The following is a 26,967-nucleotide window of genomic DNA, read 5'->3' on the forward strand; positions in this document are numbered from 1 at the left end:
GAACGCCATCGGCCGCATCCTCGACCTCTACTCGCCACAGGAATGCGCAAACTACTTCGCCAACTGCGGATATGATGCAGACTGATCGAAAAACACTCTAACGGTTGCTGCACAAGCCCGGCACGGTTTTGGTGCAGTTTGTGCGTCACAAAAAAGATTGACGTGGGGATTAATTTTCATAAAAAATCCGTGATGTGTGTGAATGGAATATCAACCAAAATCGAACCCATTCACTTTTGCAAAACCCCTTTTTCATGCAAAATTTTATACGGGAGACGAATTTGCCGAACATTGCCATTGTTCCTGAGAAAATTGGGACGGAAACCCTGGTCAACACCTACACCGCCAACCTCCAGCAAGGTTCGCAGGTCACGGCCCTCTCGGACGGGACCTTTCTTGTCGTCTGGAGCTCGATGAATCAGCCTGGCGACAGCCTTTGGGGCGTCTACGCCCAGCACTACAATGCCAATGGCACGAAGATCGGCGGCGAATTTCATGTCAACACGAGCACCGGTGACCATCAGGCCGGGGCGACCGTGGTGGCCCAGCCCGGTGGCGCCTTCACCATCCTCTGGACCAGCTCCCAGAATGGTACGAATGACATCATGGCCCAGCGCTTTGATGCCAACGGCGCCAAGTTCGGCGGTGAATTCGCCATCGCCTCTTCCAGCGCCCTGCAAGAGCAGGGGGCGAATGTCGTGGCGCTGCCTGATGGCAGCTTCGTCGTTTCCTGGCAGCAGGCTGGCTTGACCGGTGGCGCCGTGCAGGAGATGGCCCAGCATTTCGATGCCAATTGGAATGCGCTGGGCAGCGCCTTCACGGCCAGCAAGGCTTTCTCGCCCTCTGGCGGTTCCACTTACCTGTCCAACGGGCCTGGCGAGTTGATCGCGCTCCAGAACGGCAATGTCGTCTCGATCTGGTCCGAGCCGCATGCCAGTAACAATTATTCCGATGTCTGGGCTGAAATCCTGACCCCGTCGGGCAGTGTGGTGGGCAGTGCTTTCCGCGTCAATACGGATGAACGGCTCGAGCAGGGACAGCCCGCTGCCGCCACCCTGGCGGATGGCACCTTCGTGGTCGCCTATTATTCTGCAGCCTTCGGCGGCGTTGCGTTCCAGCATTTTGATGCGAATGGCAACAAGCTGGGTGCCGAAACGGCAGTGGACAACAGCCCGAACGGTTCTGTGACGCCGAGCATTACTGCACTGGCTGATGGCGGTTTCATCATCGCCTGGCAGGGCGGTGCCGATGGCGATGGCTCGGCCGTCAGCGCGCAGCGCTTCGCGGCCGATGGCACCGAGATGACGGACTACTTCCTGCTCGATACCCAGGCCACTCTCTGGCAGTCCCAGCCTTCCATCGTGCAACTCACTAACGGCACGCTCGTGGCCAGCTGGACCAGCGAGGCCTATGGCAACAGCACGGACATCGCGCTGCAGCAGTTCAACGTGTCGCAGCGGCTGACCGGCAATGCGAGTCAGGATGTGCTCATCGGTGGCGGCGCCGATGACACGCTCCTGGGCGGCGGTGGCAATGACAGGCTCTACGGCAACGGGGGCGATGACACTCTGGGCGGCGGTGATGGCAATGACTGGATGGAAGGCGGCGCGGGGAATGACGTGCTGAACGGCCAGGCCGGTGCGGACACCATGATGGGTGGCGCCGGCAATGATACCTACAGCGTCGATGATGCCGGCGATGCGGTGTCCGAAGCGGGCGGCAGCGGCATCGATATCGTCAAATCTTCTATCAGCTACACGCTGGGTGAGGGGGTGGAACGTCTCGTTCTGCTGAGCGGCGGCCTGACCGGCACCGGCAACGAGCTGGCCAATATGCTGACCGGCAGCAGTGGCAATGATACGCTGCGCGGCCTCGCCGGCAATGATGTGCTGCAGGGCGGCGCCGGCAATGACGTGCTGGTGGGCGGTGCGGCCACGGATACGCTGACGGGCGGTGCGGGCGCGGATCTCTTCCTGCTCGCCAAGGGTGATGGCTATGACCAGATCACCGACTTCGCGGTAGGCCAGGACAAGCTCCAGCTCAGCGGCTTTGGCACGTCCTTCGATAGCTGGGCGGAAGTCCAGGCGGCGTTGCGCACCTCAGGCAGCAACACCATCCTGGATCTTGGCAGCGGAGATAAGCTCCTCATCAAGGCTGTGGCTATCAGCGATTTAGGCGCCGATAGTTTCCTCTTCGGGTGATATGATACGACCCCGCCTGCCATGCCAGGTGGGCGGGGGCGCGACGCAGCGGCAGGCAGCAGTTTCTCCGGACGACGAAGCGGTGCTGACGGCGGCGATCATTGGTCTGGCCCGGCCATACGGCCGATACGGCTACCGCCGGATCACGGCCCAGCTCCGGGCCGCAGGCTGGCACTGAAACCACAAGCAGGTGGAGCGGATCTGGCGCCGCGAGGGGCTGAAAGTGCCTGCCAGACAGCCCAGACGCGCAAGGCTATGGCTGAACGACGGCTCCTGCATGCGGCTGCGCCCCGAACGGCCAGACCATGTCTGGGCCTACGACTTCGTGGAGGACCGGACCCGCGACGGACGCAAGCTCCGCATGCTGAACGTGGTGGACGAGTTCACCCGGGAATGCCTGGCGATCCGGGTGGCGCGCAAGCTGAACTCCCTTGATGTCATCGACGTGCTGACGGAGTTGTTCATCGCCCGGGGCACGCCTGCCCATATTCGCTCCGACAATGGCCCTGAGTTCGTGGCCAAGGCGGTGCAGGGCTGGATCTGCGGCGCCGGCGCAAAGAGCGCCTTCATCGAGCCCGGCAGCCCCTGGAAGAACGGCTATGTGGAGAGCTTCAACGGCAAGCTGCGCGATGAACTGCTTGACGGCGAGGTGCTCAACACACTGGCCGAAGCCAGGGTGCTGATCGAGCAGTGGCGTGTCCACTACAACACGGCCCGCCCCCATTCCTTGCTGGGCTACAGGCCACCAGCGCCGGAGGTGATCATGTCGGAAAGAGCCGGACCAATGCCCCCCGGTTCCAATGGCTCATCGCCGCCGCCTCTGACCATGCTCCACTAAAATCTTGCCCGGACCAGTCAATGGGGGCTGGTCACCCCCGTCACCACGACGGGGCCACCTTAGGCATAGGTCAGATTTCAAATGGCGCTCGGGTCAGTTTCGCAACGGCAGCTACAGCCGGATTGGGAGCGGCTGCTCGAGCGGCATGAGGACTTCCGCATGGGCGTGGTGCCGGCCAGCCACATCTGCCTCACCGCGGGCGCGGATTTGCATGGCAGGAATGCTCGTCCAGATCAAAAAAGATCAACAGCTTAAAGAAGAACTCAGGCGAATAGGGCGGTCGGCTTTCGGGCATTGGGAACGCCCATGCGACAGCTTCACGGTGTCTGCAAAGCCGGATCAATCCCGCATGCCAATCATGTTCATGTAAATTGTCACGAAAAATTGATTAAAAAGATTTTGATCCCCCGAAAATGTGCGGCCGTTTGTGGCGGGCCTTTCTCACCCCTTTCTGACGTGAGGGAAATCAACCGGTAAACTCACTCTTGCCGGCCCTATCGCCCTGGCATTCAGCGGGCCGGCCGCGCCCGGCCGCCATTGTAGGGGATTTGATGATCCGCTAGGCGGATTGCCGCATTGAAGATCAAGGTGGCCCCCGCTTTGACTTGGGATCTGCAAGAGCTTTTCTGGCGCCACGCGAAGGAGATTCTCCAATCCCTCCGCCGCAGGGGATTCTCCGCGGAAACGGCGGCCGACCTGACGCAGGACACCTTCGTCCGGATTCTCGCTGCTCCACCTGCCGAGGCAGCAGTCGCCCATAACCCCGTCGGTTATCTTTTCCGGGTGGCGCGTAATCTCGGCATCGACCACCAGCGGCGCGAACGCCTGCTGCCCCGCGTGGATCTCGCGGCGGAAGATTTCACGGCCATCCTCGACCCTGCGCCCGCGCCCGATACCATTGCCTATGACCGCCAACGGCTGCTGCGCACCCAGGCGGCTATCGAGGAATTGCCCGAACGGACACGAAAGGCTTTCGAGTTGCACCGCATGGAAGGGATGACCCTCGCGGCGGTCGCGGCCGAGCTGGGCCTTTCCACCTCGCGCAGCTGGGCGCTGATCCGCGAAGCCTATGAGCATATCGGCGTTCGCCTGAACGGCGATTGACTGCTGTCCCACCGAAAGCGCCGAAAATTCCCGCTCGCCACTCGTATGGGTTAAGAGAAGGCACGATTTCCGTGCCGTGATCGCGGGCTGGCAAAAAGGGGATGCATGACAGAGGTGCCGGAGGAACGCCGGCTGTTCCGCGAGGCGGCCGATCTCGCGATCAGACTCCAGAACGACCCCGCCAATCCGGTGTCGCAGGAGATGGTCCGCGCCTGGGCGCTGCGCAGCCCGCGCCATGCCGCCGCCTGGGCCAGCGTGGCTGAGATCCACGGCATGGCCGGCCAGATCCTTGCGCGGGAACGTCAGGCGGCCGGGAGGAGGGGGCTGTCACGCCGGGGGCTCGTCGCCGGCGGGGTCACGGCGCTCTCGGCAGTGGCGTTCGGGGCCTGGGCGGTGCCGCGTGCCATCATGGCCGGGAAGGCCGACCGCCTCACCCAGACCGCGCAGATCGAGCGGATCGGCCTGCCCGACGGCAGCGCGATCACCCTCGGCCCTGACAGCGCCATCGCCATCGGCCGGGGTGGGGCAGGGCGCTCCGCCACGCTGCTCGCCGGCATGGCCTATTTTGACATCGCGGCCGACCCGGCGCTGCCCTTTTCCGTCTCGGCTGGCGGGCTGGTCGTGCAGGCGGCGGCAGCCGCCTTAGAACTCTCCAACGATGCAGGCTTTACCACCCTCTGTGTCGAACAGGGCAGCCTTGAGATCCGCATGCCGGCGATGGGTTGGGGCAGCCGCCTCGGCGTGGGCGAGCGCCTTACGCTGGACCCTGAGGGCGGCCTCTCCGCGCGCGGCACGCGCGACGGGCGGGAGGTCGCGGCCTGGCGCCGGGGCATGATCATCGCCGATAGCGAACCTGTCTCGGCCGTGGTCGCGCGGATCGCGCGCTGGCAGCCGGGCCGCGTGGTGCTGGCCGACAGCCGGCTGGGCCGGCGCGTGGTGAGCGGCGTCTTCACGCTGAACGATCCCCTGCGCGCCTTGCAGGCGGTGGTGCGCCCCTTCGATGCGAGGGTGCACGCGCTCGGGCGTTTCATGACGGTGATCGCGCCCGCCTGAGGCACCCCGAAAGGCGGGCCGATGGGGGGGAGGCGAAAAAAGTGCATGGCGGGCAGAAAATCCGCCTTCCCCGTTCGTAAGGGTCAATAGGGGCTGCACTACCCTGCACGCAGGCAAGCACCCCTTCCAAATCGACATGACGGGGTGCGTTGACGATGGGGATCGGGTCTCTCAGGGGCAGTGTTGAGCGTATCGGTGGCCGGACCATGGTGGCGGCCCTGCTGGCGACCACGGCCATTTCGTCGGGTTTGTCTGCAATTGCGAATGAGAGTCATCTGCAAAAAATAACACCGGAAGCGACCCCGGCCTTCGAGGTGCTCGCCGGGCCGCTCGATCGCGCGCTCGCCGCCTTCGGCCGCCAGTCCCGGACCCAGATTTCCTATGATCCGGCGGTGGTGGCCGGAAAATTCTCGCCAGGCCTCTCGGGGCCGGCCTCCCGCGAGCAGGCTATCGTGCTGCTGCTGCAGGATAGCGGCCTCGCCTATCGCTTCACCGATCCGGCCAGCGTGCTGATCGGCCCCCGCCTGGCCGAGGCCACGCCAGCCGCCTCGCCCGGCGAGATGGCCGGTGGGGCGCCGGTCGCGGCCGATGGCTCGGTCCTGCTCGCCCCCATCACCGTCACCGATCAGGCCGGGCGGGGGGCTGCCACCGGCGCGGGCTTCATGGCGACGCCCGACTGGGTTTACGAAACCCCAGAATCCGTCAGCGTCATCTCGCGTGAGGCGATCAAGGGTGCGGCCGGCGCGCGCGATGCGCGCGACCTGCTCGGCAATGTGGCCGGCGCCTATGTGAACAGCTCGGTCGCCAATTCCCCCGCTGTTTCGCCCAATCTGCGCGGGTTGCAGGATATGGGCCGCATCGTCGTCTCGATCGACGGCGCGCGGCAGAATGCCAACCGCACTCTCACCTCCGGCGGCGACAGCTATGTCGGCAGTTCGGGCAAGGGCTTCGTCGATACCGCCTTCATCCGCTCGGTCGAGGTGCAGCGCATGACGGGCGCGAGCGCCGGGCTCGCGGGCTCGCTCGCCGGCGCCGTCACCTTCCGCACCGTCGGCGCGGAGGATCTGATCCAGCCCGGCGAGGATTGGGGCGTGGAGACCAACACCACCTTCGGCACCAATAACCAGCGCTTCCAGAGCTCCATCCTTGGCGCCACGCGCATCATCGGCACGCCCCTCACGCTCACCGCGGGCCTCAGCCGGCAGGATCTGGGCGAATACCGCGTCGGCCATAACGGCACCGTCGAATGGTCGGGCGACCAGAGCGGGCGGACCTCGCTCATGGGACGCGACAATTGGTCCTCCCTGCTCAAGCTTGAAGGCGATTTCGGCGATCTGCGCACCGCCATCGCCTGGACGCACCAGGACAAGAGCTTCGCCTGGTCCCAGGGCGCCGGCAGCGCGCCCAGCGAGGAGCGGGCGATGGTCGATACCATCACCGCCACCCTTGGCTGGAAGCCTGCCGACAACCCGCTGATCGACCTGCAGGCGCGGATCTGGATGAACCGCACGCGGGAGGAGACGCTGCGCCGCGCCCGCGGCAGCTACCCGGCCAGCGGCTATCCCGACACCATGATCCATGCCAACTACCTGACCATCGGCGCCGGGCTCGACAATACCAGCCGCCTCGCCACGCCCATCGGTGCCTTCCGCTTCAACTATGGCGTGGAGGCCTTCCGCGACACCGCCACTTCGAACGCGGCGAGCGAGGCCATCACGGCCTGGCCGGAGCTGGAGAGCAACTTTACCTCCTTCAGCCCCGCCGGCCGGCGTGACACCGCGAGCGCCTTCGCCAGCCAGAGCTGGGATGCGACCCACTGGCTCACCCTCTCCACCGGCCTGCGCTACGACTGGTACCGGCTGAAGGGCTCGCCGACCTATTACGGCTATCAGGCAGCGACGACCTACACGGCCAGCTGCGTGATGAGCGAGTATGATTTCCGGCTGAGCCAGAACCCGAACTTCACGGCCTCAGCCGCGCTGACCCGAATTCTCCGGAACCGCTGCGGCGAGGCCTATAACGGCACATTCTATGGCACGGGCAGCGCGATCAGCGCCCTCTCCACGCCAGTTTCCTACCCGGCGACGACACTCGACATCGACCGTTCCGGCAGCGCCCTGCTGCCCTCGGCGACCATCGAGCTGAAGCCCGTCCCCTGGTTCCGCCCCTATGTGACCTATTCGCAGAGCTATCGCCCGCCGAGCACGGCCGAGGCCTTCTTCACCGGCGACCTGCCGAGCGCCACGAACCCCGGCTATGGCTACGCGTCCAACGAGGCCCTGCGGCCCGAAACCGCGGTGACCTGGGAGATCGGGGCCAATATCCTGCTCGACGGCCTCCTGACGGAAAGGGACAGCCTGCGCCTCAAGCTCTCCTCCTTCGACCGCCGGATCGAGGATTATATCGTTCTGGGCTATTTCTACCCGAACGCCACCGCCCGCCAGTACACCGGCTATGTGAATGCCGAGGGCACCACGCGGATGCGCGGCGTGGAGGCCGAAGGCAATTATGATACCGGGCGCTTCTGGATCGGCGGCTCGGCCACCTGGCTCGAGACCGACTGGCCGCAGAAGGTCCAGGGCAGCTGGTACGGGCAGCAGACCAGTTCGGACGCCGTGCAGCTCTATGCCGCGGACGTGCCGCCCAAGTTCAAGGGCACGATCGATGCGGGGATGCGCTTCCTCAACGAGCGCCTCTCGCTCGGCGGGCGCGTGAGCCACGTCACGCCGACCCTCTCGCAGGTCAAGACCATCAGCTCCGATGGCACCTACCTGACGAATGACTACACGAAATTCGATCTCTACGGGTCCTATGCGGTGAGCGGCAACGTCACCGTGCGGGTGAGCGTCGACAATGTCACCGACGTCAACCACGTGCCCGCCGGTAGCCGGTATCCGGCGCCTGGCCGCACCTTCTACGTCAGCCTGCAGACCCGTTGGTGATCGCCGCGCGCGGCGACGCGCGCTTCGAGTTCCCCCGGCCGGGGGGCAACCCGGCCAGGGGAGTCACCGCCCGGATCAGCCGATCCGGGCCAGCCACCGCCACCAGGAACAAGGAACCAGTCCATGGCGACCACGATTTCTTTAACCTCCGCTTCCTCCAACCTCGCAAGCTATCTTTCGAGCTGGAGCAACGCCGGTTACGGTTCGACCTACGGCGCCTTCTACGGCCCCACGGTGGGGCTGCAGACCAACACGGCGACCATCGGGGCCAATCCGAGCTGGCAGTACAGCGAATGGGGCAATGGCGTCACCAGCGGCGGTGACGGCGTCGTGCTGGAGAGCAGCAGCAGCTTCCAGTACAGCGGCGGCAACCTGACCGGCGATGTGGACACGCTCACCTTCGGCACCGGCTACAGCCAGTCCAGCAGCGGCGTCGGCCTCTCCACCGCCGAGCTGACGCTCGGGCTCGACCAGTCCTTCAACTATAACGGCTCGGGCCTCGATGCCTTCGACTACACCATCTACGGCATCTCCCGTCTCGGCACGCTGAGCTACCTCTACAACTATCTCGCGGCCACCGGCACCGTGATCGAGGATACCACGGGCAGCGACGTGCTCGTGGGCTTCGGCGGCACCGATACCTTCGTCTTCAACGGTGGCGACGACACCGTGACCAATGCCGGGCCGGCTGGTACCTCCGGCTATGTGGACGGGACGGACACGCTCGATGTCTCGGCCTGGGGGGTGACGGATTTCGCCTCGCTCGAGATCTTCGATGACAGCGGCTCCGCCTACGTCGCCTATGGTAACAGCTCGATCGAGCTCGTCGGCGTCGATTCCGCCGTGCTCGATGCCTCGGACTTCGTCTTCGCCTGATCCTTGAGGCTTCGCGGCCTCACGGGCGCTGCCCCGGCCTCGCGCCGGGGCAAGCTGCCCCAGGGCCGAGAGAGGTTCCCGCCCATGCCCGCCCCTCCGCCCCGAGCACCCGAAGCGGCCGCTGGCCTGTCTGGTATGGTCCCGACCGTCACGGCGCTGGCCCTGATCAGCGGCGTGGTGAATGTGCTGGCGCTCACCTCGCCGCTCTTCATGCTCCAGGTCTATGACCGCGTGCTGACGAGCCACAGCCTGCCCACGCTCGCGGCCCTCGCGCTCCTTGCCCTCGGCCTTTTCGCTGTCCAGGCGGCGCTCGACATCCTGCGCGCGCGCATCCTGCTGCGCCTGGGCGAGCTGTTCGACCGGCGCCTCTCGGCACGCGTCCATGCGGCAGTGCTGCGCCTGCCATTGCGGGCACGGATGGCGGGCGACGGGCTGCAGCCGCTGCGCGACCTCGACAATATCCGCGGCTTCCTCTCCGGCCAGGGGCCGACGGCCTTCTTCGACCTGCCCTGGATGCCGCTCTACCTGGCGCTCTGCTTCCTTTTCCACCCTTTGCTGGGCCTGGCCGCGCTGGCGGGCGCCCTCCTTCTCGTCTCGCTCACCCTGCTCGCCCATCTCCTCTCCCGCGCCCCGGCCCGCGCGACGATCGAGCACAACATGACGCGCAACGCGCTGATGGAGGCCGGGCGCCGCAATGCCGAGGTAGTGCAGGCACTGGGCATGGGCCGGCGGTTCGGCCTGCGCTGGCAGGCGGCCAATGACGCTTATCTGGCCGCCAATCGCCGGGCCGGCGATGTCGCGGGCGGGCTCGGCGGCGCCTCGAAGGCGCTGCGGGTCGTGCTGCAATCGGCCATCCTCGCCATCGGCGCCTATCTCGTCATCCGCCAGGAAGCCAGTTCGGGCGTGATGATCGCGGCCTCGGTCATGATGGGAAGGGCCATGGCGCCGGTCGATCTCGCGATCGCCAATTGGAAGCCCTTCCTCCTGGCGCGGCAGAGCCGGGCGCGGCTGCGGGAGCTGTTCGCGGCCATGCCGGAGGCGGCCGTCCCCCTGGCCCTGCCACGTCCCGAGCGGGGGCTTCGCGCCGAGGCGCTCACGATCCGCCCGCCTGGCGCGCCGAAGCCGACCGTCACGGGCATCAGCTTCGCGCTGGAGGCCGGCAGCGCGCTCGGCATCATCGGCCCCTCGGGCAGCGGCAAATCAAGCCTCGCCCGCGCCCTTGCCGGCGCCTGGGAGCCTGCGGCCGGCAGCCTGCGCCTGGATGGTGCGACCTTCGCGCAATGGGAACGTGAGGCGCTCGGCCGCCATCTCGGCTATCTGCCGCAGGGCGTCGAGCTGTTCGACGGCACCATCGCCGAGAATATCGCCCGCTTCGAGCCTGGAGCCACGCCCGAGGCCATCGTCGCCGCGGCCAGGGCTGCTGGGGCGCATGGGCTGATCCTGGCCCTGGAGGCCGGCTACGATACCCGGATCGGCGAGGTGGGCGGCACGCTCTCCGCCGGCCAGCGCCAGCGCATCGGCCTCGCCCGCGCGCTCTATGGCGAGCCTTTCCTCGTTGTGCTGGACGAGCCGAATGCCAATCTCGACGCCGAGGGCGAGCGCGCCCTCATCGCTGCGATCGCCGCCATCCGCGCGCGGCGCGGCATCGCGATCGTCGTCGCCCATCGCCCGAGCGCCATCGCCGCGGTGGATCAACTGCTGATGATGGAGGCCGGGCGGATGAAGGCCTTTGGCCCGCGCGAGGCTGTGCTGGCGCAGGTCCTGAAGCCGGGCGCCCTGCGCGTCGTCGCGGCCGGGCAGGGGGAGCATGCCGATGCATGAGGCCGCGCGCACCGGGCGCTCCATCCGCCGGCACCTCCTCCTGGGCCTGGCTCTCGGCGGCGCGCTGCTGGGGGGCCTCGGCACCTGGGCGACAACGGCGCGCCTCGCTGGCGCCGTCGTCAGCCAGGGCAGCTTCGTCGTCGATACCTACGCCAAGACGGTGCAGCACCCCACGGGCGGTGTCGTCGGCGAGATTTTGGTGGCCGAGGGGCAGCGCGTCCGCGCCGGTGACGTCCTGCTGCGGCTGGATGCGACCCAGACGCGCGCGCAACTCGCCATCGTGACCAAGCGCCTCGACGAAATGGGCGCCCGCCTCGCCCGGCTCGAGGCCGAGCGGGACGATATGGCCGAGATCGCTTTCCCCGCCACGCTTCTCGCGCGGCGTGGCGATGCCGATCTCGATGCCGCCCTGCGCAGCGAGCAGCGCCTCTTCGCCTCCCGCCGCGAGGTCCGCGAAGGCCGAAAAGCACAGCTGCGCGAGCGCATCGTGCAATACGCGCATGAGATCGAGGGGCTGAAGGCGCAGGAACGCGCCTATGCCCAGGGCCTCGCCGTGCTGGACAAGGAGATCGCGGCGCTGCGCCCGCTTTTTGAGCGCGGCGTCGTCAGCAACCAGCGGCTCAACAGCCTTGCGACCCAGGCCGCGACCTTCGGCGGCGAGCATGGCGAGAAAATCGCCTTCCAGGCGCAGGCGGCCGGTCGCATCGCCGAGGCGCGGCTGCAGATTCTCTCCATCGACCAGGAGCTGAAGGCCGAGGTGGGGCGCGAATTGCGCGAGGTTCAGGCGCAGATCGGTGAGTTCGTCGAGCGCCGCGTCACCGCCGAGGATCAGTTGAAGCGGATCGATATCCTCGCGCCGCAGAGCGGCATCGTGCATCGCCTCGCCATCCATACGCTGGGCGGCGTCATCGCGCCGGGCGAGGCTATCCTGCAGATCATCCCCGAGGGTGAGAGTCTGGCGCTGGAGGTGCAGATCCCGCCGCAGGATATCGACCAGCTCGTGCTCGGCCAGCCGGCGGTGCTGCGCCTGTCCGCCTTCAACCTGCGTACCACGCCCGAACTCAGCGGCCAGGTGAGCCGCCTCGCCGCCGATATCAGCCGCGACGAACGGACGGGCCTGAGCTGGTACCTGGTGCGCATCGCTGTCCCGCCCGGCGAGTTGCAGCGCCTCGGGGGGCTCGCCCTGCTGCCTGGCATGCCCGCCGAAGCCCTGATCCGCACCGGCGAGCGCAGCCCGCTCTCGTACCTGCTCAAGCCGATTTCCGACCAGATCAAACGCGCCTTCCGGGAGGAGTGAGGCCCCGCCGCCTCACGACCGTCTCGCCGACAGGTGCCAGAAACGAGACCCTCGCCATGACCCGATATCGCCGCGCCGCCCGCTTTACACAGAGGTTGAAACCGCTCTTCCTCGGCACACTGGCAGCCCTGCTCGCCACCCTGCCGGGCCAGGCCTCGGCCCAGGCGGCCACGGCCATCGAGCAGGGCGCGACCGGGCTTTCCCGGCTGCTCATCCCCGCCGGGGCACGGCCGCATGATCTCTCGCCGCTGGGGATGTTCCTGGCCGCGGACTGGGTGGTGAAGGGCGTCATGATCGGCCTCGCCCTGGCCTCGCTCGCGACCTGGACGGTCGGGCTGGCGAAAACCATCGAACTGGCCTGCGCCAGGGCGCGGGCCCGGCGTGCGCTGGCTACCCTCGCGGCGGTGGCCGATCTGTCGGACGCCGCGCAGGCCCTCGCCGGCCGGGGCGGCCCCGCCGCCTTCATGCTGCGCTCGGCGGCAGAGGAGATGCGCCGCTCGCGCGACCTGCTCGCCCATGCCGGCGGGCTGGGCGTGAAGGAGCGCGTCCTCTCGCGCCTCATTCGCATCGAGGCCCAGGCTGGCCGCCGTCTCTCGCGCGGCACGGGCATCCTCGCGACCATCGGCTCGACGGCGCCCTTCATCGGCCTCTTCGGTACGGTCTGGGGCATCATGAATGCCTTCATCGGCATCTCGAAGGCGCAGACCACCAGCCTCGCCGTCGTCGCGCCCGGTATCGCCGAGGCGCTGCTTGCCACCGCAATCGGCCTCGTCGCCGCAATCCCCGCCGTGGTGCTCTACAACGTCTTCGCGCGCGCCAACGCCGATTACCGGCATCTTCTGGCCGATGCCGCCGCCGCGGTGGAACGGCTGGTGAGCCTCGAACTCGATGTCATGGCCATGCCCGAGCCGCTGCCTGCCGCGCGCGCCCTCGCGGCGGAGTAGGCGTGATGGCTGGAGGCATCCGCGAACGGCAGCATGATCTCGAGGAAAATCACGAGATCAACGTCACGCCTTTCATCGACGTGATGCTGGTGCTGCTCATCATCTTCATGGTGGCCGCGCCGTTGGCGACCGTCGATGTCAATGTCGATCTCCCGGCCTCGACCGCGCCCCCCGCGTCGCGGCCTGAGAAGCCGCTCTATCTCACGCTGAAAGGCGACCTCACGCTGACCTTGGGCGAGGTTGCCGTGCCGCGCGATGCCCTGGGCGCCGCACTCGACAAGATCGCCGATGGCGACAAGGAGACGCGTATCTTCCTGCGCGCCGACAGGCTCGTCGCCTATGGGGAACTGATGGCGCTGATGAACCTGCTCCGTGAGGCCGGCTATTTGCGGATCGCTCTGGTTGGGGTGGAGGCGGTGCCTGCCGCGGGGGCCGCCCCATGAGCGGCTGGAGCGCGCCAGCCAGCCGCAGCGCCCGCCTGCTTGTCGGCGCCCTCTGGCCCGGCGCGGGGCTTGTCGTGCTGATGGCGCATCTCGGCGCGGTGGCCTGGCTGATGCGCGAAGCCGCCGTCACGCTTCCCGATGCCGCGCCCCCGATGGCGATCGCGATCGAACTGGCCGAGGTGGCGGAGGCGCGGCATGTGGCACGGAACGAGATCACGCCCGACCGGGAAGATGCCACGGCTGCGGCCGTACAGGCGCAGCTCCCCCCGCCAGAGGACGCCGCTGAGAACTCTGTGGCGGAAGAAACCCCGCGCCTGACTGCCCCTGTTGCGCTGCCTCCGCCCGCGAAGCCCAGGCCGCCACCCCGGCAGGAAGCCGCGAGGCGCTCTCCGCGCTCCCAGCCAGAGCCGCAGCCGCGGGCGAGGCCGCCCATGCCGGACCAGGCTGACCCGCCGCAACCCGGCGCGCAGGCCGCCGTCGCCGCACAGGCCCAGGTTCAACAGGCCAGCCGCGATGCCGGCCGCCAGAGCGCCTCCGGCGTCTCCGCCGCGGGCGTCGTCAGTTGGCAGGCCAGGCTCATCGCCCATCTGGAGCGGCACAAGCGTTACCCCGCCGGGGCCCGCGCCCGCCGCGAGCAGGGCATGGCCTATCTCAGCTTCACGATCGACGAGGAGGGCCGCGTGCTGTCCGCCTCGCTCCAGCGTTCCTCTGGTTTCGTGGAACTGGATGAGGAAGTGCTGGCAATGATCCGGCGCGCCGCGCGCGTGCCGCCACCCCCGGCGGGCCTGCCGCTCACCATCACGACGCCGGTGATCTTCTTGCTCCGCTGACGGGTTGCCGGCGTCTGAGTCGGCGAACACTGTGCCTCACCTGTCCGCCGCACGCATCTTCACGAGCCGGGCAGCCGGGCGATGCGCGATCTCTTCAATAGGGTGCGCGCCACCTATGTCGAGCCCGCGGCCCACTGGCGGACCACCGATGCGCCGCCGCTGCTGGCAAGCAACTCCGTTTGGCCGCCAGCCGCTGGCTGGTTTCAGCCGCCCATGCGATGCGCTATTGCGATTAATTCTCATTATCGTTATTTCTGGTTACGCTCCGTTTCAATCATATCGCCCGCCATGCGCAGTACCCTTGCGATCGACCTCTACAATGACCATGCCGGCTGGCTGGTGGCTTGGCTGCGCAGCCGCGTGCGCTGCCATGAGCGGGCCGCCGATCTGGCGCAGGACCTCTTCTGTAAGATCCTGGAACGGCCGCCGGGGGAGGGGCTCCAGAGTCCGCGCGCCTATCTGGCCACCGCCGCCATCCGCCTGCTGATCGACCAGCAGCGCCGGCTGGCGCTGGAGAAGGCCTATCTCTCTGCCCTGACCGCCTTGCAGGAGCGGGAGATGGCGGCCTCCCCGCACCAGATCTGTGAGGCGGTGGAGGCTCTGACCCTCATCGCCCGCATGCTGGACGGCTTGCCGGACAGGCCGCGCCGGGCCTTCCTGCTGAGCCGGCTGGACGGGCTGGGCCATGCCGAGATCGCGGACCTTCTGGGCGTCTCCACCAGCATGGTGCGCAAATATGTCGCCACGGCCCTGGTGCATTGCTACGCCGTGGTCCACGGCCTGCCCGTGGAGCGGGCATGACCGAACCCAGTGCCGCGATGGTGCGCCGCGCGGCGGAGTGGCATGCCCTGTTGGCCTCCGGCGAGGCCACAGCGGCGCAGCAGGCCCGCTGCCGCGCCTGGCAGGCCGAGCATCCGGGCCATACCGAGGCCTTCCGTCGCATGGAGACCATCCTGGGCCGTTTCGAGGGGCTGCCGGCCGAGCCGGCGCGGCGTGCCCTGCAGGCCGCGCCACGCCGCCGCCGCCTGGCCTGGGGCGGCGCCGCCTGCCTGTTGGCCCTGGCCGCCCTGCTGCCGGACTGGCCCTGGTGGCTGGCCGACCACCGCGCGGAAACCGGGGAGATCCGCAGCCTCACCCTGCCTGATGGCTCGCGCGTGACGCTCGACACCGGTAGCGCCATCACCCTGCGCTTTGATGCGGGGATGCGCCGCGTCATCCTGGTGCGCGGCGCCCTTCTGCTCGAGGTGGCGCCCGACCCGGGCCGCCCGCTGGTGGTCGAGACGCCCGAGGGGCGGCTGCGCGTCCTGGGCACCCGCTTCGCCGTGCGGCGCGGCGTGGCGGAAACCGGCATCGTGGTCGAGGAATCTGCCGTGCGGGCCTGCCCTGGCGCAGTGGAGGAAGGCGCGGCCTGTATCACGCTGCGGCAGGGCCAGGCCGGGCGGCTGGCCGGCCACCGTGCCGCCGGGCCCTTTCCGGCCCCGCCCGGTGCCACCGCCTGGGCGCAGGGCCTGCTGGTCGCTGAGGACCGCCCGCTGGCCGAGGTGTTGGACGAACTGGCGCGCTACCGGCCTGGCCTGCTGCGCTATGATCGCGCGGCGCTGGAGGGGTTGCGCCTCTCCGGCGTGCTGCCGCTGCGGAAGACCGAGACCGCGCTGGAGGCGATCGCTGCCGCTCTGCCGGTTGAGATCCGGCATGAGGCGCCCTTCATTCTGAGCGTGCGTCGGCTTTGAGCCGCGCCACAAAAAAATGTGGAAAACATCACCGGGGCGCTGTCTCTCCGGCCATCTCATCCGTCTGCGTTTCTGTAACTCACGGAAACCGGACGTAACGCCCCATGACTCACGCCCGCCGCCCTTCCCGCCGCCTTGGTTGGACGCTGCGTGCCGCGCTGCTTGGCAGCGTGACGCTGCTGGCCCTTCCGGCCGGGCAGGCCCTTTCCCAGACCGGGTCTTCCGCGCAGGTGGCCAGCTATGATGTTCCCGCCGGCCCCCTTGCCGGTGCGCTGAACCGCTTTGCCCAGCAATCCGGCATTACCCTCTCCTTCACCGCGGCGCAGGTGGCGGAACTGCGCAGCCCGGGGCTGCGCGGCCAGTCCAGCATCGAGGGCGGCTTCGTGCGCCTGCTCTCCGGCACCGGGCTGGAGGCCGTCTCGCGGGATGGCGTGATCTACACACTGCGCGGCGTGGCGCCCGCGCCGCGGGCGGAGGCGCCGGCGGCGGATGGTACCCTGGTCCTCGCGGAGGTCAGCGTCGTTGCCACGGCGGAGCAGGAGTTGAAGCAGGCACCGGGCGTCTCGGTCATCACCGGCGAGGATATCCGGCGCATGCCGCCGGCCAACGACATCTCCGAGATCATCCGCACCATGCCGGGCGTGAACCTCACCGGCAATTCCTCCTCCGGCCAGTATGGCAACAACCGGCAGATCGACCTGCGCGGCATGGGGCCGGAGAACACGCTGATCCTGATCGACGGCAAGCCGGTGCGCAGCCGCAACTCGGTGCGCATGGGCCGCAGTGGTGAGCGCAACACGCGCGGCGATTCCAACTGGGTGCCCGCGGATGCGATTGAGCGGATCGAGGTGATCCGCGGCCCGGCGGCGGCGCGTTATGGCTCGGGGGCAGCGGGCGGTGTCGTCAACATCATCACGAAGCCGCCGACCGACGAACTGCATGGCTCCGTCACGCTCTATACCCTTCAGCCTGAGGATGACCGTGAGGGCGATGGCCGCCGCGTGACGCTGAACCTCTCCGGCCCGACCACCCTGCCGGGCCTGAGCTTCCGCGCCTATGGCAATTTCAACCGCACCGATGCCGACAGCCTGGAACTGAACCGCGCCGCCGGCAATACCGCTGCGGGCAATACGCCGCCCGCCGGGCGCGAGGGTGTCGAGAACCGCGACCTCAATGGCCTGCTGCGCTGGGACCTCAATCCGCAGCATGTCGTGGAACTGGAACTGGGCTACAGCCGCCAGGGCAATATCTATGCCGGGGACCGGGCTGTGAACAGCGCGGGCAGTGCGCTGCTCACCCAGCTCGCGAGCGATGGCGCCGAGACCAATATCATGACGCGCAGCACGGCCTCGCTGCAGCATCGTGGCGAATGGGGCTGGGCGGATTCGCGTCTGCTCTTCCAGTATGAAGGCACCAGCAACAAGCGGCTGAATGAAGGCTTGGCGGGCAGCCCTGAGGGTAGCATCAACACCGCGACCGGCTATTCCACCTCGACCCTGAACAATTATTCGGCCAGTGGTGAACTGAATATCCCGCTGGACTTCGTCGCACCGCAGCGCCTGACCCTCGGCGCCGAATTCCTCAGGGAAAATCTCAACGACCCCTATTCGATGACCCAGTCCCTGGCCAATGGCGGCGTGCTGCCCGGCCTGAGCACGGGCACGCGCCCCGGCAGCGCCAGCGCCGAGACCTATTCGGCCTTTGTCGAGGACAATATCTACGCCACCTCGCGGCTTGTGCTGACGCCGGGTGTCCGCTTCGACAACCACAGCCAGTTTGGTTCGAACTGGAGCCCGTCGCTGAATGCCTCCTACGAGTTGTTTGACGGCTTCTCGATCAAGGGCGGCATCGCGCGCGCCTTCAAGGCGCCCAACCTCTACCAGTCCAACCCGAACTTCGTTTACTACACGATGGGCAATGGCTGCCCCAACGGCTATGCCAGCCTGGGCGCGGGCTGCTATGTGCAGGGCAATGCGGATCTCCGCGCCGAAACCAGCCTGAACAAGGAAATCGGCCTGTCCTACAACAAGGACGGTTTCAGCAGCAGCCTCACCTATTTCCACAACGACTATCACGACAAAATCGTCGCCGGCCTGATCCCGGTGGGCCAGACCTCGGCCAATGGCCGCATCCTGCGCTGGGAGAATACGCCGGAAGCCATCATCCAGGGGATCGAGGGCAATATCCTCATCCCGCTGCGCGAGAGCCTCTCCTGGAACACCAACTTCACCTACATGATCGAGAGCAAGGACAAGACCACCGGTCAGCCGCTCTCCCTGGTGCCGGAATACACCATCAACACCACGCTGGACTGGCAGGCGCGTGACGATCTCTCCTTCCGCCTTGGCGTGACGCATTACGGCCGGCAGGAGGCGCGCACGGTGAGCATGACGGGCTTCGCCAACACGGGCGACGCGCTGCGCGAGCGCAAGCCCTATTCGCTCGTCGATGTCAGCGCCACCTATGACATCAACACCTCCACGCGGCTGACCGCGGGCATCAGCAACCTCTTCGACCAGCAACTCTTCCGCGAGGCGACCTCCAGTGCCGCCGGCGCCAACACCTACAACGAGCCGGGCCGCGCCTATTTCGTCAGCCTGACCGCGAGCTTCTGACCTGACCAACGCCAGGCGGGCGCTGCAGCACCCGCCCCCCTTCCTCCGCGAGGAACGACCCTATGCCCCGTTTCGCCTCCCGCCTGCGCCACGCCCTGCCGGGCCTGGCCATCACTGGTTCGCTGCTGCTGGGCGGCCTGGCCGCGCAGGCCCAGCCGCTCTTCGGCCCTCTCGATGCCACCGCCAGTCCGCAACTCCGTTTCAGCGCCGCCGGGCAGGGACAGCAGCCCATCCATGCCGGAGCGGAGGTCGCCATCGCCGGGCAGGGCTTCCGCCCAGGCCAGCCGGTGACGCTGCTCTACGGCACCACGGCGCTGCCGGGCGGCGCGCTGGTGGCCGATGCGCAGGGCAAGGTGGCCGCCACGTTGAAGCTGCCCGCCGATGCGGTGGCCGGCAACCATCCCATCCTCGTCATCACCCAGGCGCCCTACAGCGCCAGCCTGGCCACGCTGAAGATTTCGCCGCAGATCCCGCTCTCCGGCCAAGCCGGCTATGAGTTGAGCGAGGCGCGGGTGGCACGGGGCCTCTACCAGTCCGCCTACAGCGCGCGCAGCCATGCGCTCTTCGTCACCTCCGCCGTGGGCCGCCCGCCGGTGCGCCAGTCCGAATTGCTGCGGCTGGACGCGGACAGCCTTGCCATCACCGCGCGCGTCACGCCGCAGGCGGCGCCCGCGCGCGCCAATGCCGAGGGTGGTGTCCATGCCGTCTATGGTATCGGCGTCGATGACGCGAACGGCACGGTCTGGGTGACCAACTCGCGGCAGGACACCGTGGCCGTCTACCGCCAGTCCGATCTCGCCCTGGTCCGGCAGTTTCCGCCCGGCACGGTGAGTCATGCGCGCGACGTGGTGGTGGATGCGGTGGCCGGCAAGGCCTATGCCAGTGCCACCTTCAAACCTGAGGTGGTGGTGTTCGACACCCGCGCGCCAGAGGTCGCGGGCCGCATCGAGATCGCCACGCGCCAGCGCGGCGCCACCTTCTCCGCCGCCAGCCTCTCGCTCGATGCCGCGGCGGGGCGGCTCTATGTCGTCAGCAACAGCACCAGCGAGGTGGCGGTCATCGACACGCGCGCCGGCCGCGTCGAGAAGGTCTTCCCCGTGCCGGGCGCGCGCGGCACGATCGGCGTCGCGCATGATCCGCAGACGGGGCGCATCTTCGTCGCGGCCCAGGGCAGCGACAACCTCGTGGTGCTCGATGGCGCCAGTGGCGCGGTGCTGGCCGATACGCCGGTGGGCGCCGGCGCGCTGAATGTGGTGTTCGACCCGCAGCGTCGCCGCGCCTATGTCGCCAGCCGTGGCGCCGGGACGGTGACGGTGCTCGACGCCGATGGCCGGATCCTGGCCAATCTCGGCCCCGCTCCGCTGGCCAACCATGTCGCCGCCGGCAAGGATGGCACGATCTTCGCCGTGGACAAGTCGGCCAATGCCCGCGGCGAGGAAGGTGACACGCTGCTGCGCATCCGCCCGCGCTCCTGAGCGCGGCCTTCCCTTTCCCGGCCCGGGCGCGCGCCCGGGCCGGCTCTTCCGGCATTGCGGGGCGGCCCCGCGCGAGGTGATCAGCTCCATGGATGGCTATATCAGCGACGTCGCTTATCCGGCGTTGTTCCACCGCGAGATGACCCCCGCCTGGATCGATGCCGTGGCCCGCGCGCTGGGCTGCGCCGCGCCCGACATTGCGGCCCCCTTCCGCTGGTGCGAACTGGGCTGTGGCGCCGGGCTGAACAGCCTGGTCTCCGCCGCGACCTGCCCGCAGGGCGACTTCCTGGCGGTGGACATGGATGCGGCGCAGATCGGTGAGGCCCGGCGCATCGCCGCCGCCGCGGCCCTATCCAACATCACCTTCCTCCAGGCGGGCTTCGAGGAGCTCGCGGCGCTGCCCGCGGAGCCGCTAGGCTGCTTCGACATCATCGTCACGCATGGCGTGCTGTCCTGGATTTCACCTGCGCAGCGCGCGGCACTCCACCGTTTCATCGACCGCTGCCTGAAGCCCGGTGGCCTCGTCTATGTGCATTACATGGCGCAGCCGGGCATGGCGGCGGCGGCATCGGCCCAGCACCTCGTCAGGTACCATGCCAGCATGCGCCCGGGTGGCTCCGCCACGCGCGCGGCGGAGGCGCTGGCCTTCCTGCGGAGCCTGTCCGAGGCCGGGGCGGGTTTCTTCACAGCCCATCCACAGGAGCGCCAGCGGCTGGAGGCTGCCACGCGCATGCCGCCCGCCGCCCTGGCGCATGAATGGCTGACAGAGCATTGGGAGCCATTCCACGTCGCCAGGGTGATGGAGGATTTTGCCGCGCTGGGCTGCCTCTATCGCGGCAGCGCGACGCCGCTTGACAATATCGATGCCGCCAGCCTGCCGCAGGGGGCGCGCCGCAGCCTGGTCGGCGTGGCGGACCCGGCCCTGGCGGAGACGCTGCGCGACTTCGCCCGCAACCAGTCGCTGCGGCGGGATCTCTATCAGCGTGGCGGCTCGCCGCTTTCCTCCGCGCAGCACGCCCTGGCGCTGGAGCAGCTGGCCGTGACCCTGCTCCCTGGGGCGCCCTCGGGGGAGGGGGATCTCACCTTTGAGACGCCGGGCGGGCCCGTGATCGGTGAGGCTGCGCTGTTTGGCCCCCTCCTGCGGGCGCTGCAGGGCGGGCCGCGCAGCCTGGGCGAACTCGCGCGCCTGCCCGGGTTTTCTCCGCACCCGTCCCAGTTGAACCAGGCGGTACAGATGCTGCTCTGGAGCGGCTGTCTGCACCCCGTGGCGCGCCCGCTGCCCGACCCGGCCCCCGGCTGGCGGTTGAACCACCAACTCGCGGCGCGGCCCGACGCCGGCTGGTTGGCGGCCCCGGCGCTTGGCACCGCCCTGCCGGCCACGGCGACGGAGATCGCTCTGGCGCGTGCTGTTCTGGAGGGGGGCGGGGAGGCGCCGCCTGTCATGGCGCGGGCAAAGCGGGACTGGTGGGTGGCCTGTGGCGCCCTGCCCACGGGGAGAGCGGCAGGGCCTGTAAATGGGGGATAAATATTTGATTTAATGGTTTTGGCGTGATTGACTTGGTGATTGTAGATTATGGCTGCCGGGCGCTGTAGCGCGGTGAAGCCAGGCCCGAGCCCCACCGGCCCGAGGATCAGCGTGATCTGGCTGCTGAAGCCACGATACGGCAATGCCGGCATGCCCGGGTGTGAGATCGGCCCAGCCGGTGACCGAGGTGCCCGCCGGACCACCAGTTCGGGCGGTTCCTGCGCGAAGGGTGCTGCTGTCAGGCGCGGGTCATCGGGGCGGCATGCCGTCAGCCCGATGCCGTGCTGGCTGGCAAGGACGCGTGCGATGGCCTCATCGTCGGGGGCGAACGGTGCCGTACTACCGGCCCACGCGGCCCGGCGTGAGCAGCCCACCACTGCCGTCGGTTTCGTCCTGCATGGCCAGGCGCGCGGCCAGACGCTGGGCGACACGCTCGATCTCGGCTCAGTAGTTGTGCAAGGCGCGCCCGGCGTGTGTCACCTCCACCAACTGCGGCCAGCGGATCAGCAGATGGCCGCACTGTGCTTCGAGCGCGCGGATGTGCGGGCTGATGGCAGCCTGGGCCAGGTTCAGCTGTCGTGCCGCGCGGGTGAAGCTGTCGAATTCTGCGGTGGCTGTGAAGGAATGGAGCCATTCCAGCTGTGCCATCATGATTGCTTATCAATCTGATAACAGGCGGTGTATTTTTATTATATTGGGTGGCGTCTATCTCCAGGGATCCATTTTCTCCGGAGTTTGTACGCCATGCTGAGCCCCTATCCGCGCAGCTTCTCGCATATCGGCCTTTCCGTGCCCGATCTCGACGCCGCTGTGGCCTTCTACACCGGGGTTATGGGCTGGTACCTCATCATGCCGCCCACCACGATCACCGAGGACGGCAGCGCCATCGGCGTGATGTGCTCGGATGTCTTCGGCCCTGGCTGGGGCAGTTTCCGCATCGCGCATCTCTCAACGGGCGACCGTGTCGGCGTCGATATATTTGAATTCCGTAACGCCGAGAGGCGCGAGGCCAATTTCGAGTACTGGAAGTCCGGTGTGTTCCATTTCTGCGTGCAGGACCCGGACGTCGAGGGGCTGGCCGCGCGCATCGTGGCGGCCGGTGGCAGGCAGCGCATGCCGGTGCGCGAATACTTCCCCGGCGGCAAGCCCTACCGCATGGTCTATATGGAAGACCCCTTTGGCAACATTCTTGAGATCTACAGCCACAGCTACGAGTTGACCTACTCGGCTGGGGCCTATGCCTGAGCGCCTGAATCTGACCTGGACCTGGCAGGCTGATCTGCCCCCTGGCTCTGCGCCTGGCCGAGCAGCCTCCACGCGCGCCCGAACCCGGCACGGCGCTGGTGCGCAACGCCGCGATCGGGCTCAACCCCGCCGACTGGGCAGACGCTGCGCGGCTGGGGGTGAAGCAGGCCGAGCGCGACCAGGGGTTGCGGCCTGGCCCCACCAGCGCGAAGGGGGAGCGGATCAAGGCCCTGGAGCGCGAGAACCGCGAGTTGCGGCAGGCCAATGAGATCCTGCGCAAGGCGTCGGCGTATTTTGCGATGGTGGAACTCGACCGCTGCTCGAAGCCATGATCGCCTTCATCGACGCTCACCGCGAGGCCTGCGGGATCGAGCCGTCCGTCGGGAGCGTTGGCGATTCCTACGACAACACGCTCGCTGAGACGGTGATCAGGCTGTTCAAGGCCGAGGTTATCCGCCGCCGCGGCATGTGGTGGTCGCTGGCAGCCGTTGAATACGCCACCCTCGCGTGGGTGCCTTGGTTCAAGAACCATCGCCTCCTCGTGCCGATCGGAAACATCCCTCACGCCGAAGCGAGGCGCGTTACTATGCTACGGGGGATACACCAGCCCTGGCCGCTTAACCCAAACCAACCAGCCTCTGGCAACCCGGGGCGGTTCAATCCGTCTCACCGGCTGAGTATCCTTACGGTGCGCAATGCTACGCCGCAGTTGCGCGTGTTGCAGCGCTCGTCGGCAGGGCGAGCGTCAGTGCCCAGCAGATTCCGAGCATCAGGGCGGAGCCGACCAAGCAGGCAGGGAGCCCTGCCCAGGCGTAGAGCAGGCCGGACATCAAGGTGCCGGCGAAGCGGCCGGCCGCGTTGGCAGCGTAGTAGAAACCCACATCCTCCGCCGCTTTCTCGCTGCCAGCGTAAGCCAGCACGAGATAGGAGTGCACCGAGGAGTTCACCGCGAAGAGGACGCCGAAGGCGCAAAGCCCCACCGGCACGAAGAAACCGGCCCCCGGCACGTCTCCGATCATCATCGCGGTAAGCACCGCGGGCACGGCAATCAACGCCAGGGACCAGGCCCGCGCAGCAGGAACCTCCGCCGATAAACCGTCAGCACTGCGCCGGACGAAGGCCGGCGCAGCCGCCTGGACCACGCCGTAGCCGATCGTCCACACCGCGAGGAAGCCGCCCACCATGGTGAAGGTCCAGCCCGACGCGTAGAGAAAGACCGGCAGGCCAACGACGAACCAGACATCGCGCGCGCCGAACAGGAAGACGCGCGCGGCGGCTATCAGGTTCACGCCACGGTTCCTCGAGAAGAGCTCCCGCGCGGTCTTCGACGCCTTCGCCCTCACCATCATCGGCGGAAGCGAGAGCGTCACGCCGGCGAGGATCACGCCCAACGCAGCCGCCATGGCCCACAGCGTGCCCTGGAAGCCCAGAACTTCCAACAGCAGGCCACCAAGGAAGAAGCCGAAGCCCTTCATGGCGTTCTTGCTGCCAGTGAAAAACGCGACCCACTTGAACAGGCGGCCGGACGTCTCGCCAGCGGTGAGCTTGATCGCGCTCTTGCTCGCCGTCTTGGTCAGATCCTTCGCAACCCCGCAGACGCCCTGCGCTGCGACCACCCAGGCGACTGAGAGGGTGGCCGACCAGTCGGGCGAGACCACCGAGAGCAGCAGGAATCCGGCAATTTGCGTGGTCAGCCCGACAGCCAGCATGCGCGCGATGCCGAACCGCGTCGCCAACCAGCCGCCGATCAGGTTCGCGCCTATCCCTGTGCCCTCGTAGAGCAGGAAGAGGAAGGCGAGCGTGAAGGGCGAATAGCCGAGGCGGAAGAAGTGCAGCAGCACCAGCATCCGCAGCGCGCCGTCAGTCAGCGTGAATCCCCAATAGGCTGCGGTAACGATGGCGTAGTTGCGGGTCTCCGGGGAGGACGGGATGGGGGCGCTGCTGCTCATCCCGTCAGATCCCTGCCTCAGCCATGTGGCAGGCGAGGTCCACCATGCGGCAGGCGTAGCCCATCTCGTTGTCGTACCAGGCGTAGACCTTCAGCAGCGTGCCGTCGGTGACCAGGGTGCTTGGCGCATCCACGATGGAACTGCGGGTATCGCGGGCGTAGTCCGCGCTGACCAGCGGCCGCGCCTCGTAGCCTAGGATCCCGGCGAGCGGCCCCGCGGCGGCGGCCTGGAACAGCGCGTTGACCTCCTCGGCCGAGGTCTCCCGCGCCATCTCGAAGACGCAGTCGGTCAGGCTGGCGTTCAGCACCGGGGCGCGTACCGCGTGGCCGTTCAGCTTGCCCTGCAACTCCGGGTAGATCAGGGCGATCGCGGTCGCGCTGCCCGTCGTGGTCGGCTGGAGCGAGAGCATCGCGGAGCGTGCCCGGCGCAGGTCCTTGTGCGGCGCATCCACCACCGCGTTGGTGTTGGTCGGGTCGTGGATTGTGGTGATCTGGCCGTGGCGGATACCGATTGCTTCGTGCACCACCTTCACTACTGGGGCGAGGCAATTCGTGGTGCAGGAGGCCGCGGTGACGATCGGGTGCCGCGCGGGGTTGTAGCGATGATGGTTCACGCCAACGACCACGTTCAGCACGCTGTCGAACTTCACCGGCGCCGCCACGATCACCCGCTTCGCGCCGCGCTTCAGGTGACCCCCGATCGTCTCTGGGTCAAGGAACTTGCCGGTGCATTCCAGCACGACGTCGACACCCAGATCGCCCCAGGGAATCTCGGCGGGATGCGGCTGCTCGGAAAAGGAAAGGCGGCGATGGCCGATGCGGATGGCGTCCTTTCCTTCCGCGGCGATCGGCGCGCGCCAGCGGCCCTGCACACTGTCGAATTCGAGCAGGTGGGCGGTGGCCACAGCACCGCCCCTGATCTCGTTGAGGTGGACGACCTCCAGCCGGTTGCCCCGCCGGGGGTCCTCCTCCGGCCGCTCCGCCGCGCCGAGTGCGGCGCGCAGCGCCAGCCGCCCGATGCGGCCCATGCCGCTGATGCCAACCCTCATCCCAGTATTCCCGCTCTTGTCGGTTAGCGTGCCGTCGCGGCTGTGCCGCGCGGCGGTGTCGTGGCCGTGCCGCGCGGCAGTGTCGCGGCCGTGCCGCGCTGCGGTGTCGCGGTCGTGCCGCGCTGCGGCAATGCGTGCGGGTCGGCCAGTTCGTCCACCCGCGCCTTCAGCGCCATCCGGTCGAGCGACGCGAAAGGGATGTTGGTGAAGATGCCGAGCCGGCGGTGCAGCGCGGCGTAGAGTTCGTTCAGCAGCGTCGCGCGCTCGGTCGCGCTGCCGGTGAACTTCGCCGGGTCGGGCAGCGGCCAGGCAGCGGTGACGGTCGTCTCCCCGAAGTCAGGACAGAGCTGGCCTGCCACCATGTCGCAGAGCGCGATGACGAAGTCGATGCGGGGTGCCGCTACGCCGGTGAACTCGTCCCAGGACTTCGATCGCAGCGCCGAGACGTCGTGGCCGAGCGCCTTGAGCTGGCTCAGCACCTCTGGCAGCGGCCCACTCCCTGACGGCGCGGAACCCGCGGAGAAGGCTCGGAAGCGGCCCTCGCCGATGCGGTTCAGGATGGCCTCGCCCATGATCGAGCGGGCCGAGTTGCGCGTGCACAGGAACAGCACATTGAACACGGGCTTCTGCATGATGGCAGTCTCCCCATCGGTGTCGAAAAGTCGGTGCAGGTCACCGCAGCGCGCGGGATCGCCGCCGCAGCAGGCCTCGGCCAGGAAGGCGAGGAGCGCACGCAGCCGCGCGACCTGCGCGGCGTAGACCAGACTGCGGCCGTGCCGCGTCGCGGCGACCAGGCCCGCGGCCTCCAGCGCCTTGAGGTGGAACGACAGGGTGGAGGCCGGCACGCCGAGCCGCACCGCGATCTCGCCGGCCGGCAGGCCGGAAGGACCGGCCGCCAGCAGGCTGCGCATCAGTTCGAGCCGTGTGCCCTGCCCGAGGGCGGTGAAGCCGGCTGCTGCCTCGTCATTATCCATAATTCCAGTATAGTCGAATTGGAATCGCTGTGCGTGAAGCTTGGATGACGATACGCC

22 protein-coding genes, 2 pseudogenes and 1 other annotated feature are annotated in these 26,967 nt (G+C 67.8%); of the genes and pseudogenes, 20 read left to right on the forward strand and 4 right to left on the reverse strand.

What is annotated here, in order from left to right; genetic code table 11:
• Window positions 1-281 precede the first annotated feature (281 nt).
• The 17 genes and pseudogenes from NON00_RS11245 to NON00_RS11320 all read left to right on the forward strand — a co-directional run bounded on the left by NON00_RS11245 (window position 282) and on the right by NON00_RS11320 (window position 21,694).
• A complete protein-coding gene (locus tag NON00_RS11245; RefSeq protein WP_256020774.1) occupies window positions 282-2,201 on the forward strand; it encodes a calcium-binding protein in 1,920 nt (639 codons plus the stop codon).
• A gap of 4 nt (window positions 2,202-2,205) precedes the next feature.
• Window positions 2,206-3,039, forward strand: a pseudogene (locus NON00_RS11250) (IS3 family transposase); the annotation flags it as partial.
• An 81-nt stretch (window positions 3,040-3,120) separates the two neighbouring features.
• Window positions 3,121-3,294 carry a terminase gpA endonuclease subunit gene (locus NON00_RS24895; protein WP_370688705.1) on the forward strand — a complete coding sequence of 58 codons (174 nt, stop codon included), beginning with the start codon at window positions 3,121-3,123 and terminating at the stop codon, window positions 3,292-3,294.
• A gap of 321 nt (window positions 3,295-3,615) precedes the next feature.
• A complete protein-coding gene (locus NON00_RS11255) occupies window positions 3,616-4,143 on the forward strand; it encodes an RNA polymerase sigma factor (protein ID WP_256020777.1) in 528 nt (175 codons plus the stop codon).
• Window positions 4,144-4,248: 105 nt separating this feature from the next.
• Window positions 4,249-5,196 (forward strand): FecR domain-containing protein, encoded by a 948-nt coding sequence (locus NON00_RS11260; RefSeq protein WP_256020779.1) that lies wholly within the window; start codon window positions 4,249-4,251, stop codon window positions 5,194-5,196.
• A 206-nt stretch (window positions 5,197-5,402) separates the two neighbouring features.
• Window positions 5,403-8,138, forward strand: coding sequence for a TonB-dependent receptor (locus NON00_RS11265; RefSeq protein WP_256020783.1), 2,736 nt, complete (start codon window positions 5,403-5,405; stop codon window positions 8,136-8,138).
• 123 nt (window positions 8,139-8,261) lie between these two features.
• Window positions 8,262-9,014 carry a hypothetical protein gene (locus NON00_RS11270; protein ID WP_256020786.1) on the forward strand — a complete coding sequence of 251 codons (753 nt, stop codon included), beginning with the start codon at window positions 8,262-8,264 and terminating at the stop codon, window positions 9,012-9,014.
• A 135-nt stretch (window positions 9,015-9,149) separates the two neighbouring features.
• Window positions 9,150-10,835 (forward strand): type I secretion system permease/ATPase, encoded by a 1,686-nt coding sequence (locus NON00_RS11275; protein ID WP_256020789.1) that lies wholly within the window; start codon window positions 9,150-9,152, stop codon window positions 10,833-10,835.
• Window positions 10,822-12,132 (forward strand): HlyD family type I secretion periplasmic adaptor subunit, encoded by a 1,311-nt coding sequence (locus tag NON00_RS11280; RefSeq protein ID WP_256020790.1) that lies wholly within the window; start codon window positions 10,822-10,824, stop codon window positions 12,130-12,132. The genes NON00_RS11275 and NON00_RS11280 overlap by 14 nt, the downstream gene beginning before the upstream one ends.
• 56 nt (window positions 12,133-12,188) lie before the next feature.
• Window positions 12,189-13,076 (forward strand): tonB-system energizer ExbB, encoded by an 888-nt coding sequence (exbB, locus tag NON00_RS11285; RefSeq protein ID WP_256020791.1) that lies wholly within the window; start codon window positions 12,189-12,191, stop codon window positions 13,074-13,076.
• A gap of 5 nt (window positions 13,077-13,081) precedes the next feature.
• Window positions 13,082-13,519, forward strand: a complete 438-nt coding sequence (gene exbD, locus NON00_RS11290) for a TonB system transport protein ExbD (RefSeq protein WP_256020793.1) — start codon at window positions 13,082-13,084, stop codon at window positions 13,517-13,519.
• A complete protein-coding gene (locus NON00_RS11295; protein WP_256020794.1) occupies window positions 13,516-14,349 on the forward strand; it encodes an energy transducer TonB in 834 nt (277 codons plus the stop codon). Before exbD ends, NON00_RS11295 begins: the two co-directional genes overlap by 4 nt.
• Before the next feature lie 288 nt (window positions 14,350-14,637).
• Entirely contained in the window at window positions 14,638-15,150 is a 513-nt protein-coding gene (locus NON00_RS11300; RefSeq protein ID WP_256020796.1) for a sigma-70 family RNA polymerase sigma factor, read from the forward strand.
• Complete coding sequence (locus NON00_RS11305; protein ID WP_256020800.1) at window positions 15,147-16,079, forward strand: FecR domain-containing protein; 933 nt, start codon at window positions 15,147-15,149, stop codon at window positions 16,077-16,079. The genes NON00_RS11300 and NON00_RS11305 overlap by 4 nt, the downstream gene beginning before the upstream one ends.
• A 104-nt stretch (window positions 16,080-16,183) precedes the next feature.
• Window positions 16,184-18,694: a FepA family TonB-dependent siderophore receptor gene (locus NON00_RS11310; protein ID WP_256020802.1), complete on the forward strand. Its 2,511-nt coding sequence runs from the start codon at window positions 16,184-16,186 to the stop codon at window positions 18,692-18,694.
• A gap of 62 nt (window positions 18,695-18,756) precedes the next feature.
• Window positions 18,757-20,169, forward strand: a complete 1,413-nt coding sequence (locus NON00_RS11315) for a YncE family protein (RefSeq protein WP_256020804.1) — start codon at window positions 18,757-18,759, stop codon at window positions 20,167-20,169.
• A gap of 88 nt (window positions 20,170-20,257) precedes the next feature.
• Entirely contained in the window at window positions 20,258-21,694 is a 1,437-nt protein-coding gene (locus NON00_RS11320; RefSeq protein ID WP_256020808.1) for a class I SAM-dependent methyltransferase, read from the forward strand.
• Window positions 21,695-22,138: 444 nt separating this feature from the next.
• On the opposite strand, the gene NON00_RS11325 is transcribed toward NON00_RS11320, so the two are convergent.
• Complete coding sequence (locus NON00_RS11325; RefSeq protein ID WP_256020810.1) at window positions 22,139-22,345, reverse strand: LysR family transcriptional regulator; 207 nt, start codon at window positions 22,343-22,345, stop codon at window positions 22,139-22,141.
• Between the two features lie 93 nt (window positions 22,346-22,438).
• On the opposite strand from NON00_RS11325, the gene NON00_RS11330 reads away from it, so the two are divergent.
• The 3 genes and pseudogenes from NON00_RS11330 to NON00_RS24905 all read left to right on the forward strand — a co-directional run.
• Window positions 22,439-22,939, forward strand: coding sequence for a lactoylglutathione lyase family protein (locus tag NON00_RS11330; protein ID WP_256020814.1), 501 nt, complete (start codon window positions 22,439-22,441; stop codon window positions 22,937-22,939).
• Window positions 22,940-23,037: 98 nt separating this feature from the next.
• Complete coding sequence (locus NON00_RS24900; RefSeq protein WP_370688706.1) at window positions 23,038-23,271, forward strand: hypothetical protein; 234 nt, start codon at window positions 23,038-23,040, stop codon at window positions 23,269-23,271.
• Window positions 23,226-23,340, forward strand: a sequence feature (AL1L pseudoknot). (Overlaps the previous gene by 46 nt.)
• Window positions 23,304-23,513: pseudogene (locus NON00_RS24905) on the forward strand (IS3 family transposase); the annotation flags it as partial. (Overlaps the previous feature by 37 nt.)
• Window positions 23,514-23,637: 124 nt before the next feature.
• Here NON00_RS24905 and arsJ read toward each other — a convergent pair.
• Genes arsJ through NON00_RS11350 form a run of 3 tightly spaced genes read right to left on the reverse strand, consistent with a single transcriptional unit; the run spans window position 23,638 to window position 26,910 of the window.
• Window positions 23,638-24,888 carry an organoarsenical effux MFS transporter ArsJ gene (gene arsJ / locus NON00_RS11340; RefSeq protein WP_256020816.1) on the reverse strand — a complete coding sequence of 417 codons (1,251 nt, stop codon included), beginning with the start codon at window positions 24,886-24,888 and terminating at the stop codon, window positions 23,638-23,640.
• Window positions 24,889-24,892: 4 nt separating this feature from the next.
• Window positions 24,893-25,936, reverse strand: coding sequence for an ArsJ-associated glyceraldehyde-3-phosphate dehydrogenase (locus tag NON00_RS11345; RefSeq protein WP_256020819.1), 1,044 nt, complete (start codon window positions 25,934-25,936; stop codon window positions 24,893-24,895).
• 23 nt (window positions 25,937-25,959) lie between these two features.
• Entirely contained in the window at window positions 25,960-26,910 is a 951-nt protein-coding gene (locus NON00_RS11350; protein WP_256020822.1) for a metalloregulator ArsR/SmtB family transcription factor, read from the reverse strand.
• Between the last annotated feature and the right edge of the window lie 57 nt (window positions 26,911-26,967).

This window comes from Roseomonas sp. GC11, assembly GCF_024437745.1.
In the GTDB taxonomy this organism is placed as follows: domain Bacteria; phylum Pseudomonadota; class Alphaproteobacteria; order Acetobacterales; family Acetobacteraceae; genus Pseudoroseomonas.